This is a genomic window from Streptomyces sp. JNUCC 64 (assembly GCF_054484115.1).
Genome location: NZ_CM137015.1, coordinates 1,643,832 through 1,660,668 on the forward strand (window position 1 = coordinate 1,643,832; position 16,837 = coordinate 1,660,668).

The 16,837-nt window shown below is 74.6% G+C and carries 12 protein-coding genes; 2 read left to right on the top strand and 10 right to left on the bottom strand.

Features of this window, described 5'->3' with window-relative positions:
* Positions 1 to 112 precede the first annotated feature (112 nt).
* The 8 genes from ACVWNX_RS06480 to ACVWNX_RS06515 all read right to left on the bottom strand — a co-directional run bounded on the left by ACVWNX_RS06480 (position 113) and on the right by ACVWNX_RS06515 (position 12,128).
* Positions 113 to 1,474 (bottom strand): glutamine synthetase family protein, encoded by a 1,362-nt coding sequence (locus ACVWNX_RS06480; RefSeq protein ID WP_454412917.1) that lies wholly within the window; start codon positions 1,472 to 1,474, stop codon positions 113 to 115.
* Positions 1,471 to 3,279: an IucA/IucC family protein gene (locus ACVWNX_RS06485; RefSeq protein WP_454412918.1), complete on the bottom strand. Its 1,809-nt coding sequence runs from the start codon at positions 3,277 to 3,279 to the stop codon at positions 1,471 to 1,473. The genes ACVWNX_RS06480 and ACVWNX_RS06485 overlap by 4 nt, the downstream gene beginning before the upstream one ends.
* Positions 3,276 to 4,700, bottom strand: a complete 1,425-nt coding sequence (locus ACVWNX_RS06490; RefSeq protein WP_454412919.1) for a hypothetical protein — start codon at positions 4,698 to 4,700, stop codon at positions 3,276 to 3,278. The genes ACVWNX_RS06485 and ACVWNX_RS06490 overlap by 4 nt, the downstream gene beginning before the upstream one ends.
* Positions 4,697 to 6,067, bottom strand: a complete 1,371-nt coding sequence (locus ACVWNX_RS06495; RefSeq protein WP_454412920.1) for a lysine N(6)-hydroxylase/L-ornithine N(5)-oxygenase family protein — start codon at positions 6,065 to 6,067, stop codon at positions 4,697 to 4,699. Before ACVWNX_RS06495 ends, ACVWNX_RS06490 begins: the two co-directional genes overlap by 4 nt.
* On the bottom strand, positions 6,064 to 7,854 hold the full coding sequence (locus ACVWNX_RS06500; protein WP_454412921.1) for an IucA/IucC family protein: 1,791 nt from the start codon (positions 7,852 to 7,854) through the stop codon (positions 6,064 to 6,066). The genes ACVWNX_RS06495 and ACVWNX_RS06500 overlap by 4 nt, the downstream gene beginning before the upstream one ends.
* Positions 7,851 to 9,449: a pyridoxal phosphate-dependent decarboxylase family protein gene (locus ACVWNX_RS06505; protein WP_454412922.1), complete on the bottom strand. Its 1,599-nt coding sequence runs from the start codon at positions 9,447 to 9,449 to the stop codon at positions 7,851 to 7,853. Before ACVWNX_RS06505 ends, ACVWNX_RS06500 begins: the two co-directional genes overlap by 4 nt.
* Positions 9,446 to 10,825 carry a diaminobutyrate--2-oxoglutarate transaminase gene (locus ACVWNX_RS06510; protein ID WP_454412923.1) on the bottom strand — a complete coding sequence of 460 codons (1,380 nt, stop codon included), beginning with the start codon at positions 10,823 to 10,825 and terminating at the stop codon, positions 9,446 to 9,448. Before ACVWNX_RS06510 ends, ACVWNX_RS06505 begins: the two co-directional genes overlap by 4 nt.
* A gap of 109 nt (positions 10,826 to 10,934) precedes the next feature.
* Positions 10,935 to 12,128: an alanine racemase gene (locus ACVWNX_RS06515; protein WP_454412924.1), complete on the bottom strand. Its 1,194-nt coding sequence runs from the start codon at positions 12,126 to 12,128 to the stop codon at positions 10,935 to 10,937.
* Positions 12,129 to 12,679: 551 nt separating this feature from the next.
* Here ACVWNX_RS06515 and ACVWNX_RS06520 point away from each other — a divergent pair.
* Both ACVWNX_RS06520 and ACVWNX_RS06525 read left to right on the top strand, forming a co-directional pair.
* The gene (locus ACVWNX_RS06520) at positions 12,680 to 13,129 is read left to right on the top strand and encodes an ATP-binding protein (RefSeq protein WP_454412925.1); all 450 of its coding nucleotides are present in this window, start codon (positions 12,680 to 12,682) and stop codon (positions 13,127 to 13,129) included.
* 313 nt (positions 13,130 to 13,442) lie between these two features.
* Entirely contained in the window at positions 13,443 to 14,216 is a 774-nt protein-coding gene (locus ACVWNX_RS06525; protein WP_454412926.1) for a S1 family peptidase, read from the top strand.
* 62 nt (positions 14,217 to 14,278) lie between these two features.
* Here the strand turns inward: ACVWNX_RS06525 and argF are convergent, their stop codons facing one another.
* Positions 14,279 to 15,301, bottom strand: a complete 1,023-nt coding sequence (argF, locus tag ACVWNX_RS06530) for an ornithine carbamoyltransferase (RefSeq protein ID WP_454412927.1) — start codon at positions 15,299 to 15,301, stop codon at positions 14,279 to 14,281.
* Positions 15,302 to 15,509: 208 nt separating this feature from the next.
* The gene (locus ACVWNX_RS06535; RefSeq protein WP_454412928.1) at positions 15,510 to 16,751 is read right to left on the bottom strand and encodes an arginine deiminase; all 1,242 of its coding nucleotides are present in this window, start codon (positions 16,749 to 16,751) and stop codon (positions 15,510 to 15,512) included.
* Between the last annotated feature and the right edge of the window lie 86 nt (positions 16,752 to 16,837).

Sequence of the window (16,837 nt, forward strand, 5' to 3'; positions counted from 1 at the left end):
GCCCTCGTCGTCGTGCCGGACGGCGGTCGGGTCTCCCGTCGTGCCCGGGCCGCAGCGGCCCGGGCACGACGGGGGACCCGGGTCCGGCAGGGACCCGGGTCCGGCCGCGCGGTCACATCCGTTCGAAGCCCCGGACCCGCTCCCAGTCGGTGACCGCGGTCTCGAACGCGGCCAGTTCGGTGCGGGCCGCCTGGGCGTAGTGGCTCACCACGGACGGGCCGAACACCTTCGTGGCCAGCTCGCTGTTCTCCCAGCGGTGCAGCGCCTCGGTGAGCGTGGTGGGCAGCCGGGTCACCGACGGGTCCGCGAGCGCGTTGGCGGCGTGCGGGGCCGGGGGCTCCAGCTCGTTCTCGATGCCGTACAGGCCCGCCGCGACGGCCGCCGCGACCGCCAGGTACGGGTTGGCGTCCCCGCCGGGCACCCGGTGCTCGATGCGCAGCGAGTGGCCCGCGCCCACCACCCGGATCGGGCAGGTGCGGTTGTCCCGGCCCCAGGCGATGCCGGTGGGGGCGAAGGCCCCGGGCTGGAGCCGCTTGTACGAGTTGACGTTCGGGGCCATCAGCAGCGCGAAGTCGGGCAGACAGGCGAGCTGTCCGGCGACGAAGTGCCGCATCAGGTCCGACATGCCGTCCTCGCCGTCCGGGTCGGCGAGGACCGCCGAGCCGTCCGTGCCGCGCAGCGAGAGGTGGATGTGGCAGGAGTTGCCCTCCCCCTCGTCGAACTTCGGCATGAAGGTGAGGGCGAGGCCCTCCTGCTCCGCGATCCGCTTGGCGCCGTACTTGAAGAGGACGTGGTTGTCGCAGGTGGTCATCGCCTCGTCGTAGCGGAAGACGATCTCGTACTGGCCCGGGTGGCACTCGCCGCGCGCGGTCTCCATGGTGAGTCCGGCGCGGACCATCTCCCGGCGGATGCGGCGCACCAGCGGTTCGAGTCCGGCGAGGCCCTGGAGGGAGTAGTCGACGTTGTAGGCGGTGGCGGGGCGCAGTCCGGCGTAGCGCTGGTCCCACGCCTGGCGGTAGGTCGACTCGAAGACCAGGAACTCCAGCTCGGTCCCGGCGAAGGCGGTCAGGCCCCGGGCGGCGAGCCGGTCGAGCTGGGTGCGCAGCACATGGCGGGGGGCCACCTCGACCGGGGCGCCGCCCGGCCACACCGCGTCGGCCAGGACCAGGGCGGTGCCCTCGTCCCAGGGCAGGACGCGGAGCGTGGCGGGGTCGGGCTGGAGGACGAAGTCGCCGAACCCGGCGCCCCAGGCGTCGATGGCGTAGCCCTCGCGGGTGTCCATCTCGACGTCGGTGGAAAGCAGGTAGACGCAGGCGCCCGCGCCCTCCCCGGCGACGTCGTCCAGGAAGTACGGCACGGACATCCGGGTGCCCTGGAGGCGGCCCTGGAGGTCGGGGACGCCGAGGACGACCTCCTCGACGCGTCCGGCCGCCGCCTCGGCGCGCAGCCGCTCGTAGGGGGTGTCGGTGGTCATATCCGCTCCTGGGGGGCCGCGGGGTGGGCGAGGGGGTTGCGGAGGGTGCCGTGGACGACGTCGAAGCCCTCGTCCTTCTCGGAGCGGTCGTGGAAGCCGCCGCCGAGCAGCTGCTCGCGGTTGAGGGCCACCCGGTCGAACTCCGGGGCGAACAGTCCGAAGTCCTCGAACCGGTCGGCCAGTTCGGGGAAGCGGGCGTGGTAGCGCTCGATCTCGGCGCGGACCAGCGCCCAGAAGGTGTCCTCGGGCACGCCGAGGTGGTCGGCGGCGAGCGGGGCGAAGAACCGGAAGTGTCCGGCGAACACCGCGCTCAGCAGGGAGTGGGCGAGTTCGCCGGCGGGCCAGCGCAGCAGCAGCGCGTCGGCGCGCGGGGACAGGTCCGCGTACTCGGGGTGGTCGCCGGGGAGCAGGTTGACGTCCTCGGCGAAGTCCTTGACGGCGATGCCGATCGGGGTGTCCCGGGCGTCGTAGAGGACGACGGTGTTCTCCCCGTGCGGGCAGTAGGCGACCCCGTAGCGGTAGAGGTAGTGCAGCAGACCGGGGAGCAGGGCCGCGAAGAATCGTTCCAGCCAGGCATGGGCGGAGAGCCCCGAGCGCTCCACCAGCTCCGCGGCGAGCGCCCGGCCGTCGGAGCCGACCTTCAGCAGGGAGGCCATGGTGCGGGCCCGCTCGCCCTCGCGCAGCAGTCCGGTGACGGGCTCCCGCCACACCGCGCCGAGCAGCTCGTGGTAGCGGTAGGGGGCGTCGTCGACCGACTCGTACAGCGGGTGGTTGACGGCGACGCCCGCCACCTCGCCCAGCGGGTGGAAGCGGAGTTCGTCGCGGAGGTAGGGGTCGGCGTCGCGGACGGCGTGCAGCCAGGCGCTGACGTCGGGGGCGGCCTCGGTGGGGCGGGGCGAGAGGCCGCGCCACACCAGGGTGTTGCGGATCAGCAGCGGCACCTTGACGTTGCGGCGCAGCGGGTGGTCCAGGTTGGCCAGGGTGCGGATCGACTGGAGGGGGCGGTAGCGGTCCGGGCCCTCGCCGAGCGCGACGATCCGGCCGTCCGCCAGGTAGGGGGCGAACAGCGTCTCGACGGCCTCGTCCCAGTGGAAGGGGTGCACCGGCAGCCAGTGGTAGTCCCCGGGGTCGCCGTCCGGGCCGAGGGCCGCGGCCAGGGTCGCCGCGAACGCGGTCCGGGTCTCCTCGTCCAGTTCCTCGGCGAGGAGGGTCGCCGAGTCCAGGCCGGGAACGCCCGCGTAGGCGGCGAGGTCGCGGTGGACCGCCGCCCAGCGCAGCCGGACGGCGCCCGCGGACTCCGGGGCGTAGGCGGCGGCGTCGGAGGCGGAGAACCCGAGGCGGCCCTTGTTGAGCAGCATGCAGGGGTGGCCGTCCTGGTGGGCCTCCAGGTCCAGGTGGTTCAGGTCGGCCAGGGCGGCGGCGGGCAGCGCGCGGGAGATCAGCTGGGCCTCGGCGCGGCGGGTGGCGGTGAGTTCGCGCAGCACCTCGGCGGTGGTGGGGCCGTCCCAGCCGAGGCCGGGGCGGGCGTCGAGCAGCAGGTGCTCGGGGCCGGGCGGGACGTCGCCGGGGAGCGCGGGGTGGCGGCGCAGGGTGCCGGGGACCAGCCGCCAGGTGGCGAAGGTGCCCCGGGCGGCGCGGAAGGTCCAGTGGACGCCCTCGGCGAAGTCCAGCCGGTAGGCGTCGGGGCCGCCCACCGACGGGTCGGGGACGGGAACGAGCAGTTCCTCGTAGGCGAGTTCCTCCACGGCCTTGGTGAGCAAGCGGCGGCCCGCCTCGTCCCAGGCGTCGCGGACTGCGCTGTTCATACGGTGTTCTCCTTGGTTCGGGCGGGGGCCGTGACGGCGGGGTCGGGGGCGCGGAGGACGGACTCGGGCGAGTCGGGGACCCGGGGGACGGTTCCGGCGGGGTCGGGGGCGCGGAGCACGGACCCGGCGGGATCGGGGACAGGGGGGACGGGCCCGGCGGCGGACACCCGGGGTGCCGTGGGGATCGTCGCGCGCGAACGGCGCAGGGACAAGAGCACCGCGACCAGCTGGACGGCGGCGGCGACCATCAGCGGCAGCGCCAGGTCGTGGGAGACGGCGGCGGCCGCGGCCAGCGGGGCGGCCAGCAGTCCGGCGTTGCGGACGGTCTCCACCGCGGTGTACATGGGGCCCTCGGTGCCGGTGGCGCGGAACACCCACAGTTCCACGGCGACCTGTCCGAGGCCGAGGCCGACGCCGTACAGCAGCCGTCCGCCGACCAGGGAGGGGAGGGAGTCGGCGAGCCAGGACCACAGGAGTCCGGCCGTGCCCACCGCGAGCGCGGCGGGCAGCAGCCGCTCCCCCAACCGGACGTGGCAGCGCCGCACCAGCGGCAGCACGGCCAGCGCCGACACGCTCGGCAGGAAGAAGAGCAGCGCGGCACCGGCCGAGCCGCTGCCGAGGTCCTCGGCGAACTCGGTGAAGAAGGGCCGCGCCACGTTGACGGAGAAGTCGAAGGTGACGCCGATCAGGGCCGCGAAGGCCAGCACGGTGAGCCAGGTGCGGCGGTCCCCGGCCGGACGGCCCGGGGCGGTGGCGCGCGGCTCTGCGCCCCGGTCCAGGGCCTCCGGGGGGACGGTCCGGCCGGTCGCCCGGCGGCCCAGGATGCGGTAGGTCCAGGCGGCCAGCAGCAGATCGATCACGGCGAACGCGGAGATGCCGAACCGGGGGTTGGGCAGGGCCAGGACCCCGGCGCCGACCAGGGTGGACACCACCACGGAGAGGTGGAAGACGACGACCAGGGTGCACACCCCGGCCAGTCGCCGCCGCTCGCCGTCCGCGCTGCCGCCGCCGTCCCCGTCGTCGGCGCCGTGCTCCGCGATGAACGCCGGGTAGGCCAGCAGCAGGGCGCTGTTGGTGGCGACCACCAGGGTGGACAGCACGGTGTAGGCGGTGTAGCTGGGGGCCATGCCGAGCAGCAGGTCGAAGACGGCGGAGCCGCAGAGCCCGACCAGCACCAGCCGGTGCAGGGCCCACCGCCGGGCGGCGAGGCCCCACAGCGGCAGCGCGGCCAGTCCGACGATCCGGCAGATCCAGATGTAGACACCGGTCGCCTGCGGATCGTCGATCTCGTAGAGCCGCTCGAACAGCTGGGGCAGGAACGGGGTCAGCGCGGTCTCGGCGACGAGGTGCAGGCCGATGACGGCCAGCAGCACCGACCTGGCCTGCCGCCCCGTGCCGGGCGCGCGGTCCGTGACGGTCACCGTGGACCGCCGGTGGAGTCCCCCGGGCCGCCCTGCGGGGCGCCGAAGGTGGTGTACGCCTGGCGGTCGGCCATCGGCAGCACGGTGCGGCCGGCCGCGGCGTTGAGGATCACCGAGGAGCGCCAGGCCCCGAGGGTGAGGTCCGGGGCGCCCACGCCGTGGGTGTGCAGTTCGGCGTTCTGGACGTAGAGGGTGCCGCTGATCCGGGGGTCGAGGGCGACCCGGTAGTCCCCGTCGATCCGGTAGCGGCCGCGCTCGTCCCAGTCGACGAGGTCGGCGAGCGGCTTGAGGAAGGCGGGCCGGGAGGCGGCGTAGCCGGTGGCGGAGACCACCGCGCGGGTGCGCACCTCGAAGGTCTCCTCCTGCTGGCGGGCGCGGCAGGTCAGGACGTAGCCGTCGGCCGCCGCCTCGGCCGCCACGACCTCCACGGCCGGGTGCAGCGAGGCCCGGGGGTCGCCGCCGCCGATGGTGCGCTCGTACAGCTCGTCGTAGATCTCGCCGAGGGTGTCGCCGCTGACGCCCTTGTAGAGCTGCCACTGTTCGGCGACCAGCCGCTCCCGGGTGGGCTCGGGCAGCCCCCGGAAGTAGCGGATGTAGTCCGGGGTGAACTGCTCCAGGCCGAGCTTGGAGTACTCCATGGGGGCGAACGCCGTGGTCCGGGCGAGCCAGCGGACGAACGGGCCGCCGAGGCCGTCGCCGTCCTGCTGGCGCAGCAGGTCGAGGGCGACCTCGGCGCCGGACTGGCCCGAGCCGACGACCGTGACGTCGTCGAGGGCGGCCAGCGCGTCGCGGTGGGTGCGGAAGTCGGCGCTGTGCATGATCCGCCCGGCGTGCTCGCCGCCCAGCAGGGGGCGCAGCGCCTCGGGGACCTGGGGGTCGGTGCCCACGCCGAGGACGACCTGGCGGGCCAGCACCCGGGTCTCGGTGCCCTCGGAGCGGTACACCACCGCGAAGGCGTCGGCGCGCTCGTCCCATTCCAGGGCGACGACCTCGGCGCCGAAGCGGCAGGAGGGCAGGCGCTCGGCGACCCAGCGGCAGTAGTCGTCGTACTCGCGGCGCGGTATGTGGAACCGCTCGGAGAAGAAGAACCGGAACATCCGGTCGTGGTGGCGCAGGTAGTTGAGGTACGACCACTGGCTGGTGGGGTCGGCCATGGTGACCAGGTCGGCGAGGAAGGGCACCTGGAGGGTGGTGCCCGTCATCAGCATCCCGGGGTGCCAGGAGAAGCCGGGCCGGGAGTCGAGGAAGAGGGTCCGGAAGCCGGGGACCGGGTCCGCGAGCGCCGCCAGGGACAGGTTGAACGGGCCGATGCCGACCCCGAGGAGGTCGTAGGGCGCGTCGTGCTCGGTGGGCGTGGGGGCGGTCACCGCTGGGCCTCCGTGAGGGGGTTGGGGAGATCGATGTAGACGGACTGGGTCTGGACGTCGCCGACGAGTTCGTCGAGGCCGTCCACGCAGGTCAGGTAGTTGCCCTTGCAGCGCAGCACGGGGGCGTCCAGCAGCAGGTCCAGCAGGCCCTTGGCGGCGGGTTCGGTGGCCCGCAGCCGTTCCAGGACCGCGCGCACCACGCCCAGCAGGGCGCCCTCGTCGGCGAGGCCCAGCGCGCCGAACGCGCCGACCAGCCCGAGGAGGTTGTTGATGCCGAGGTAGTAGGCGACCCGCTCGTCGACGAACGCGTCGTCGAAGACGAGTTCCACCCCGTCGGTGGCGCCGGGCAGCAGCCGTTCGACGTCGGCGGTGCGGGAGGCGGCCAGGTAGTAGCCCTGGCTGTCGCGGTACCAGCCGGCGCACGGCAGGCCGTCGGCGTCCAGGGTGACCAGGACGTTCTGGTGGTGGGGCTCCAGGGCGATGCCGTAGCGGGCGTGCAGCCGGATCAGCGGGACGGCGAGCACCGCGAGGTAGCGCTCGACCCAGTGGGCGGACGCCTCGGCGCGGGAGACGCCCAGGGCGCGGGCGGCGCGTTCCACCGCGGCGCAGAGCAGCGCGCGGTGGCGGGGCGGGGTGCCGTCGCCGGGGCCGGTGCGTTCGGCGAGGAGTCCGGCGACGCAGAGTCCCTCGGGGCCGCCGGTGCCGGGGAAGGGGTTGTCGCGCAGCGCGGTCTCCAGGCCGGTCTCCGGCCCGTCGGGGTCGGTGCCCACCGAGATCCAGGCGAACTCCCGGAGCACGCCGAACTCGGGGTGCTCGGCGCGCAGCCAGTCGCCGGGCCCGGCGGCCAGCAGCTGGCTGGCCCGCACCCCGAGGCGCATCTCGGAACGCAGGTTGTTGCGACGGGAGTTGGTGATCCGCATGCCGAGGGAGAGCTTCAGCATCACCTCGGCGTCCGGCCGGTAGACGGTGCGCACCGAGGAGGTCGGGTACCAGGCGGGGCCCGCCGGGCCGAGCGGGCGCAGCAGTCCGGCGTCGAGCAGCGCGGCGACCTCGGGGCGGTTGGCGACGTCCCGGGCCTGCCAGGGGTGCGCGGGGACGGCCGTCCAGCCGTCGGGGACGTCGAGTCCGGCCGCGAGCGGGGCGAGCAGTTCCCGCACGGTGCGGCGGTCGGCGCTGTCGCCGAGGACGGCGTCGGGGTGGGCGGCGAACCAGTGGAGCGGGAAGGAGCCGCGCAGTTCGGGCGAGTAGGCGTCGAGTTCGGCGTCCGACGCTTCTTCGCGGCTCTTGGGGGCGGGGTGGAACGGGTGCCCCAGCAGCAGCGCCTGCTCGGCGTCGAGGAACGGGACGTACCCGTCCCCGGCCGGGCCGTCCCCGGCGGGTTCGGCGCGCCGCCGGGCGAGGTGGGTGGCGGTGCGGCGGGCGGAGTTGAGGACCCGTCCGGCCGCGTCGCCGCCGTGGTGGGGGGCGATGCCCCGGCCGATGGTGGTCTCCCGGATCAGGGCGGCGGCGACCAGGGAGGCGTCCGCGTCGGGGCCGTCCGGGCCGGTGCCGACCCGGGGGACGCCGAAGCGGTGCCAGCCGGTGGTGGACCGGTGGCGCACCGGCACCGAGAGGGTGAGGCCGCTGACGGGGAGGCCGAGGACGAGGTCCCCGGCGGCGGGCACCTCGGTCCCGGTCTCCCGGACGTAGGCGCGGACCAGGCTCTCGGTGGCGGCGGAGTCGCCCGCCCGCAGCGGGTCGGGGTGGTCCAGCGGGTCGGGGCCGAGGGGGTGTTCGGGCGCGGTCACCGGCCCTCCTCCTCGGCACGTCCGGCCTCGACGACGGCCGCGAGCAGGGCGGTGACGTCCCCGGGGGTGGTGTGCGGGTTGAGCAGGGTCAGCTTGAGGCGGACCCGGCCGGGGCCCTCGCCGGGCAGTTCGGTGCGGCCCACGACGGCCCGGCCCTCGCGCAGCAGCCGCCGGCGCAGCCGGGCGTTGAGCTCGTCGGCGCGCTCCGGGTCGGCGGCCTCGGGCAGGTAGCGGAAGAGGAAGGCGGTGAGGACGGGTTCGGCGTGGAGTTCCAGCCGGGGTTCGGCGCGGACCTCGGAGGCGCCGTGCAGGGCGAGGGCGTGGCAGTCGTCGACGAGGGCGCCGAGTCCGGCGCGGCCCAGGGTGCGCAGGGTGACGGCGAGGGAGAAGGCGTCGGCGCGGCGGGTGGTGCGCAGCGAGAGGCCGAGCAGGCTGGGGTATCCGGCCTCCTCGTCGTCGCGGGGGTTGAGGTAGACGGCGCTGCGGGCGAGGGAGGCGTAGGTGTCGGCGTCGCGGACGAGGAAGACCCCGGCGGCGACGGGCTGCCAGCCCAGTTTGTGCCAGTCGAGGGAGACGGAGTCGGCGCGGGCGATCCCGTCGAGGAGCGGGGCGAGCCGGTCCGACAGCAGGGCGCCGCCGCCGTAGGCGGCGTCGACGTGGAGCCAGGCGCCGTGTTCCGCCGCGAGGTCGGCGCAGCGGCGCAGCGGGTCGACGGCGCCGGTGTCGGTGGTCCCGGCGGTGGCGACGACGGCGAGCGGGACCTCGCCCCGGGCGGCGCTGGCGGCGAGGGCCTCGGCGAGGGCCTCGGGCCGCATCCGCAGTTCGTGGTCGACGGGGACGGCGATGACGGCGTCCTCGCCGAGGCCGAGCAGGGCCGCCGAGCGGGCCACCGAGAAGTGGGCGGCGGCGGAGGCGAAGATCCGGGGCCGGAGGCCGCCGGGGACGCCCGCCCGCTCGATCTGGCGGTCGGCCGCCTTGCCGAGGACCCGGTCCCGGGCGAGCATCAGGCCCATCAGGTTGGACTCGGTGCCGCCGGAGGTGAGCACCCCGGAGGAGGCGGCCGGGTCGTAGCCGACCAACGCGGCCAGTTCGGCGATGAGTTCGGTCTCCAGGGCGGTGGCGGCGGGCGCCTGGTCCCAGGAGTCCTGGGAGGGGTTGAGCGCGGAGACCGCGAAGTCGGCGGCGACCGCGACGGCCAGCGGCGGGCAGTGCAGATGGGCGGCGCAGCGCGGGTCGGCGGGGTCGGCGGTGCCGTGCGCGAGGGTCTCGGTGAGCAGCCCGAGGGCCTCCTCGCCCTCGGCGGTGGCGAACGCCCGGGCGACCTGGGCGGCCAGGGCGGGCGGGGTGCCCTGGGGCAGCGGTCCGGCGCGGTGCGCGGCGCCCCGGGCGAGGGCCGTCAGCACCGTGCGCAGCAGCGGCTCCAGTGCCTCGGGGCCGCCGGTGCCGCCGGACAGGGCGGTGGGGTGCGGGTGGCCGGGGCCGTCGTCGGGGGCCGCCGGGGCCGGGGGCGAGGGGACGGCCCGGAGCGGCTCCGGTTCGGATTCCGTGACGAGGCCGCCCGGGGCCCCGGGGGCGAGGGTGAGGTCGTGGGTCATGCCGAGGCTCCCGGGGTGCGCAGCGCGGTGACGGTGGCGATGGCGTCGGTGAGGCGGTCCAGGACGGCCTCGACCTGCTCGTCGGAGATGATCAGGGGCGGCAGCAGCCGGACGGTCGCGTCGAAGCGGCCGCCCAGTTCGACGATGAGCCCGCGCTCCAGGCAGGCGGTGCGGACCTGGACGGCGGTCTTCGGGGCGACCGGGAGGGAACCGGCGGCGTCGGGCTCGCCGTCGGGGTCGACCAGCTCGACGCCGATCATCAGGCCGCGGCCCCGGACGTCGCCGATCGCGGGGAGTTCGGAGCGCAGCGCGGTGAGCCGGTCCTTGATCCGGGCGCCGACGGTGGCGGCGCGCTCGGTCAGGCCCTGCTCGGTGACGTACTCCAGGGTCGCCGCGCCCGCCGCCATGGCGAGGGTGTTGCCCCGGAAGGTGCCGGTGTGGGCGCCGGGCAGCCAGCCGTCGTAGTCCTCGTGGTAGACGAGGACGGCGAGGGGGAGGCTGCCGCCGATCGCCTTCGACATCACCATGGCGTCGGGGACGATCCCGCTGTGCTCCACGGCCCAGAAGGCGCCGGTGCGGCCGACGCCGGTCTGCACCTCGTCGACGATGAGCGGGATGTCGCGCTGGGCGGTGATCCGGCGCATCTCGCGCAGCCACGCGTCGGGCGCGGGGACGGCGCCACCCTCGCCCTGGACGGCTTCCAGGATCATCGCGGCGGGCGGGACGACACCGCCGTTGGGGTCGTCGAGGAGCCGCTCGGTGTAGGTGGTGGAGAGCCGGGCCCCCGCCTCGCCGCCGACCCCGAACGGGCAGCGGTAGGAGTACGGGTAGGGCAGCCGGGTGATGTCGGCGGCGATGCCGGGCACCGGGGTCTTGGTGGTGACCCCGCCGGAGGCGGCGAGGGCGGCGGAGGTCATGCCGTGGTAGGCGCCGCTGAAGGCGAGGAGTCCACGGCGGCCGGTGGCGGTCTGCATCAGTTTGAACGCGGCCTCGACGGCGTCGGTTCCGGCGGGGCCGCAGAAGTGGACGCGGGCCTTGTCGGCGAAGCCGCTGGGCAGGGTGGCGAACAGGGCGTCGGTGAAGCGGTCCTTCTCCGGCGTCGCCAGGTCGAGCACGTGCAGCGGGGCGCCGCTGCTCAGGGTCCGCTGGAGGGCCTCCAGCACCACCGGGTGGTTGTGGCCGAGGGCGAGGGTGCCCGCGCCCGACAGGCAGTCGAGGTAGCGGCGGCCGTCGGTGCCCTCGACCCACATGCCCTCGGCGCGGGCCGGGACGATCGGGAAGGTGCGGGCGTAGGTCCGGGCGGAGGACTCGCGGGAGCGCTGGCGCTCCAGGATCGCGGAGGCGTCCGTGGTGCGCTCTGCGGGGTGCACGGTCATGGTGATCTGCTCCTGGTGGGGGTCGGAAGGAGGGAGCGGGCAGCGAGGAGCGCGGCCGTGACCCGGGTGGGGGTCCCGTCCGTGCGGTTCTCGGATGAAGGGTGGCGCCTCAGATCAGGTGGCGTTCGGCCACAGGGTGCCCGAGGAAGCGGTGCATGGCGAACTCCCAGCCGTAGGAGCCCGCGTAGGGGAAGACGACGATGTCTCCCGCGCGGACCCGGTCCACCCGGACGTCGCGCAGCAGGGTGTCCTCGGGAGTGCACAGCTCACCGACGACGGTGACCCGGGTGTCCTCGGCGACGGGGCGGGGACAGGACTCCCGCCACTCGTCGACGGGCAGCACCGCGACGTTGTGCACGATGTCCCAGGAGGTGGGCAGCTGGAAGTGGTTGATGCCGCCGCGCAGCACGACGAAGGTCTCCCCGTAGGAGGTCTTCACGTCCGTCACCTCGGCGGCGTACCAGCCGCAGTCGGCGACGACGAAGCGGCCGGGCTCCAGGATGACCTTCACCCCCTCGGGGACCTCGACGTCCGCGACGAGTTCACCGAACCGGGTGACGTCGAAGGGCTTCTCCCCCTCGAAGGCGACGCCGACGCCGCCGCCGATGTCGACGTGGCGCAGGGTGAACCCGGCCTCACGGGCGGCCCGCACGCTCCACTCCACGCACCAGCGCAGATAGGCGGCGTGGGTCTCGGCGTCGAGGTTGTTGGAGGCGGCGTGGATGTGGAAGCCGACGAGGTCGATGTGGGGCAGGGTCAGGGCCTCGCGGAGGACCGCGGGCACATCGGGTTCGGCGACCCCGAACTGGGAGGCGGTGCCGCCCATGTGGAGGGAGCCGGTGACGGGGATCTCGGCGGGGTTGACCCGCAGCGCCACCCGGGCGCGGACGCCCTCCTCCCCGGCGACGCGGTTGACGCGGTGCAGTTCCAGCGCGCTCTCGGCGTTGATGGCCTCGGCGTCCGCCCGGACCAGGGCGGAGAGGACCGGCACCGACTTGGCGGGGCCCGCCGCGACCAGCGGGGCGGGGCCCTCGCCGGGGACCCGGCCCAGGGCCGCCAGGGCGCCCTCGACCTCGGAGCGGGAGGCGACCTCGAAGCCGTCGACGTGCGGGGCCAGCGCTTCGAGCAGTCCGTGGAAGGAGTTGGCCTTGACCGCGTAGTACACGGCGGCCCAGTCGGGCAGCGCCGCCCGCAGCTGGCGGGCGCGGTCGACGGCCACGGAGGCGTCGTAGAGGTAGGCGGACACGGGAGCGTCGTGACGCGTCAGCTCCAGCAGTCGCGCGCGGACGTTACCGGGGAGCACGTCCACCGGGTACACGGAGCGCGGAGCGGAGGACGGCGGCAACTGAATGGACAACACTCTGCCTTGGGGTCGTGAGCGGACACAGCGAACGGCCCGACGCCCGGGTGGGGGGAAGGCCGTGGGACTGCGCGGGGTGAGGCTGGTGGTTCAGCGTCACTTCCGGGTGAGGGGTGCTGCGGGACAGGCGCCCGAGGGTCGGGGTGCTTCGGAGGGCGAACGCGCCGATGCGTTCTCGGTGTTGCCCGGATGCGACACTTCTCTCCTACGAGGGGCGCGAGAGCCCCGTCGACCGGAGCCCTTCACTTAGGTGAGCCTAACCTGATGGCCCCGGCTTTGTCTCCCGTCACCCGGCCGACGAGACGACCGCCACATCCCACCCTCGCGGGCGCACCGGAGGGCGACATCCGGCCACCCGTTCGACCGGCCCGCCCCCACCCCCTCCCACCAGCGGCTGAGGCCCTCGGCGCGCCCCCCGTCCGACCGGCGGGGACCACCCCGTACCATTCATAAAGTTGACGGCCGGACCATCTCCGCCCCCGAACGGACCCGCCTTGTACGAGCCATCCGCCTCCGCCTCCTGGCGTATCGCGCTGCCGCATTCGACGGCGGCCGTCCCGGTGGCCCGCGCGCTCGTCCGTACGGCGCTCGCCGACCCCTCCGGTTCCGGGGACACCGCGGACTGCGACACGGCGGAACTGCTGACCGCGGAACTGGTGGCCAACGCCGTGGAGCACACCTCCGGCGAGGACCCCATCGAGCTGGTCGTGGCACTGCTGCCCGGCGGCTGCCAGGTCGAGGTCCACGACCCCGACCCCTGTCCCCCGGGGAACCTCCTCACCCTCCCCGAACCGCCGGAGCCGCCCGACCCCTGGCAGGAGGACGGGCGCGGACTGCTGCTGATCCGGGCGCTCAGCTCGGCCTGCGGCCACCGGGCCACCGACTCCGGCAAGGCCGTCTGGTTCACCCTCCCCGCGGTGCCCCGGCCCCGCCACGCGCACTGAGGAAACGTCACTTCTCGGCCTCGGCGGCCGAAGGTCTACACCCATCCCCCCGATCAACGGGCTACCCGCCCACCCGATCGGCGGCCATCCCCCCGACGGGCGGGTCCCGCCGGCGGGCCGCGCCTCCCCCGCGTCCGGCCCACCGTTCCGCGCCCCCGGCCGACCGCCCCGGCGCCCCGCGCGCCCCGCCCGTGCGCGGAGGTCCCTCACGGAAGATCACCGTCGTGCGGAACGCACCCGGCGATCCCGCCGTCCTGTTGTACGGAACGCGCGGGGGAACGGACCCCGCGGACCCGTTCGGCAGGGGGATCACATGTCCACGTCCATCAGGCGGACCGCCTCGGCGCTCGCCGCCGCCGCGCTCGCGATAGCCGGGCTCACCGCCACCGGCTCCCCGGCGCAGGCCATCCACGGCGGCCAGAACGCCACCACCGGGAGCCACCCCTACGCGATGCAGCTGCGCGGCCCGGGCGGCGAGCACGTGTGCGGCGGCACGCTGGTGACCCCCACCAAGGTGCTCACCGCCGCGCACTGCGTCAACGACGTCGACGCCGCCCTCGGGTTCACGGTGGTCGGCGGACGCACCAAGCTCGCCGCCACCGACGGCACGGTCCGCGCCGTCACCGCCGTCCGGCTCCACCCGCGCTACGACGGCTTCCTGGAGTACGACGCCGCCGTGCTGACGCTCTCCGCGCGGATGCCGTACACCCCGCTGCCCGTCGCGGGCCCCCGGGACGGGAGCCTGTACACGCTCGGGAAGAAGGCGAAGACGGTGGGCTGGGGCCTGACCGCCCGGGACACCAACGCGACCCGGCTGAAGTCGGCGACCCTGAAGCTGGCGTCGCTGCGGACCTGCGAGCCGTTCACCGGCCCCGGCGACTCCCTGGCGCGGAAGGTGTGCGGGGCGCCCACCACCGGGACCAAGGACAGCATCTGCCGGGGCGACTCCGGCGGCCCGCTCGTCGCCGGGGGCAAGGTGATCGGCGTGACCTCGACCGGCAACAAGTACTGCGACGACCTGCACACCGACTCGGTGTTCACCCGGGTCAGCTCCGTCGCCGCCGGACTCGGACTGCGCACCTCCTGACCCGGACGCCGAGGGGGCGACGGCCCGGACCGGACCGTCGCCCCCTCGGTGGAGGCCGCCCGTCAGCCGGCGGCGGGGTCCGCGAGGGTGGCGACCAGGACCGCCTTGATGGTGTGCAGCCGGTTCTCCGCCTCGTCGAAGACGACCGAGTGCTCCGACTCGAAGACCTCGTCCGTGACCTCCAGCGACTCCAGCCCGTGCCGCTCGTACAGTTCGCGGCCGACCCGGGTGCCCAGGTCGTGGAAGGCGGGCAGACAGTGCAGGAAGCGGACGTCCGGGTTGCCGGTGGCGCGGAGCACGTCCATGGTGACGGCGTACGGGCCGAGGGCGGCGATCCGCTCGTCCCAGACCTCCTTGGGCTCCCCCATCGACACCCACACGTCGGTGGCGACGAAGTCCGCGCCGCGCACGCCCTCGGCGACGTCCTCGGTGAGGGTGAGGGTGGCGCCGCTGGCCTCGGCGAGGGCGCGGGCCCGGGCCACCACCTCCGGGGCGGGCCAGTACGCCTCGGGGGCGACGATCCGGACGTCCATCCCGAGCAGGGCGCCGGTGACCAGGTAGGAGTTGCCCATGTTGAAGCGGGCGTCCCCGAGGTAGGCGAAGGCGACGTCGGTCAGGGGCTTGGCGCAGTGCTCGGTGACGGTCAGGACGTCCGCGAGCATCTGGGTGGGGTGCCAGTCGTCGGTCAGCCCGTTGTAGACCGGGACGCCCGCGTACGCGGCGAGTTCCTCGACGGCGTCCTGGCTGTCCCCCCGGTACTCGATCCCCTCGTACATCCGGCCCAGCACCCGGGCGGTGTCCCGGACGGACTCCTTGTGCCCCATCTGGGAGCCGGAGGGGTCGAGGTAGGTGGTGGAGGCGCCCTGGTCGGCGGCGGCGACCTCGAAGGCGCAGCGGGTGCGGGTGGAGGTCTTCTCGAAGATCAGGGCGATGTTCCGGCCGCGCAGCAGCGGCGTCTCGGTGCCCGCCTTCTTGGCCGCCTTCAGCTCGGCCGCCAGGGTCACGAGGGCCGTGAACTCCTCGGCGGTGAAGTCCAGCTCCTTCAGGAAGTGGCGGCCGGCGAAACCGGTGGGGACAGTCACCATGCGGGGCTCCAGGGCGCGAGATCGATCGGACGGACGATCTGGAAGTGTATACGATGAACAGCATTTCTATGCGATCCATCCGGCTGTGCGGTCCCGTCGGGCTGCGCGGTCCATCGGGCCGTGCGGTCCGCCCGTCCCGGCGGTCGCCCGTCCCGGTGGCCCGTCCCCGGCGGTCGTCCGTCGCGGTCGGACCGTCCGTCCCGGTCCGTCAGCCCGCGTCCACCGCGTCGCGCTCCACCGGGCAGCTCATGCACCGGGGGCCGCCGCGCCCGCGTCCCAGCTCGCTGCCCGGGATCTCGATCACCTCGATGCCCTGTCGGCGCAGATGGGTGTTGGTGGTGGCGTTGCGCTCGTAGGCGATGACCACGCCCGGCTCCACCGCCAGGACGTTGCAGCCGTCGTCCCACTGCTCCCGTTCCGCCGCCCGCACGTCCTGGGTCGCGGTGAGCACCCGGATCTCGCTGAGGCCGAGGGCCGAGGCGATGGCCCGGTGCATGTGCTCCGGCGGATGGTCGGTCACCTTCAGCTCCCGGCCGTCCGCCCCGGGCTCGATGGTGTACGAGCGGAGCATGCCGAGCCCCGCGTACTGGGTGAACGTGTCGCCGTCGACCATCGTCATCACCGTGTCGAGGTGCATGAACGCCCGTCGCTTGGGCATGTCCAGCGCCACGATGGTCCGCGCCGACCCGGCCGCGAAGAGCTTGTGCGCGAGCATCTCCACGGCCTGCGGGGTGGTGCGCTCGCTCATCCCGATGAGGACGGCCCCGCCCCCGATGACCAGCACGTCACCGCCCTCGATGGTGGACGGGTAGTCGGCCTGCCCCTCGGACCAGAGGTGGAACGGGCCCGCCCCGTCGGCGGCGAACAGCGGGTGGTGCCGGTAGATCGCCTCGAAGTGGACGGTCTCGCGCCGCCGGGCGGGCCAGCGCATCGCGTTGATGGACACCCCGTCGTAGATCCAGGCCGAGGTGTCCCGGGTGAACAGGTGGTTGGGCAGCGGACCGAGCAGGAAGTCGTCCAGTTCCATGGCGTGGAAGCGGACCGAGGACGGTTCGGCGTGCCCCTCCAGGAACTCCCGTTTGGTGACCCCGCCCACCAGCGCCTCGCACAGCTCCGGCGCGGGCATCCCGGCGAACGCGGCGCGCAGCGGGCCGGTGGCGAGCGGACCGTACTCCTTCTCGTCGAAGACCCGGTCCAGAACCAGCGCCCGGGCGGCCGGCACCTCCAGCGCCTCGGTGAGCAGTTCCCCGAAGAGATGGACGGTGACGCCCCGGTCGCGCAGCACGTCCGCGAAGCCGTCGTGCTCCTGGCGGGCCCGGCGCACCCACAGGACGTCGTCGAAGAGCAGGGCGTCCTTGTTGCTGGGGGTGAGCCGTTTCAGCTCCAGATCGGGCCGGTGCAGTATGACGCGGCGCAGCCGACCGGTCTCGGAGTCAACGTGGAATCCCATGTGCTCTACCCTTCCCCGAATCCGTCCCGGCACGACGCCCGGCTCCCCGTTCGGGTGGCCGTGCGGGCGGGGGCGCCGGGCGTCCG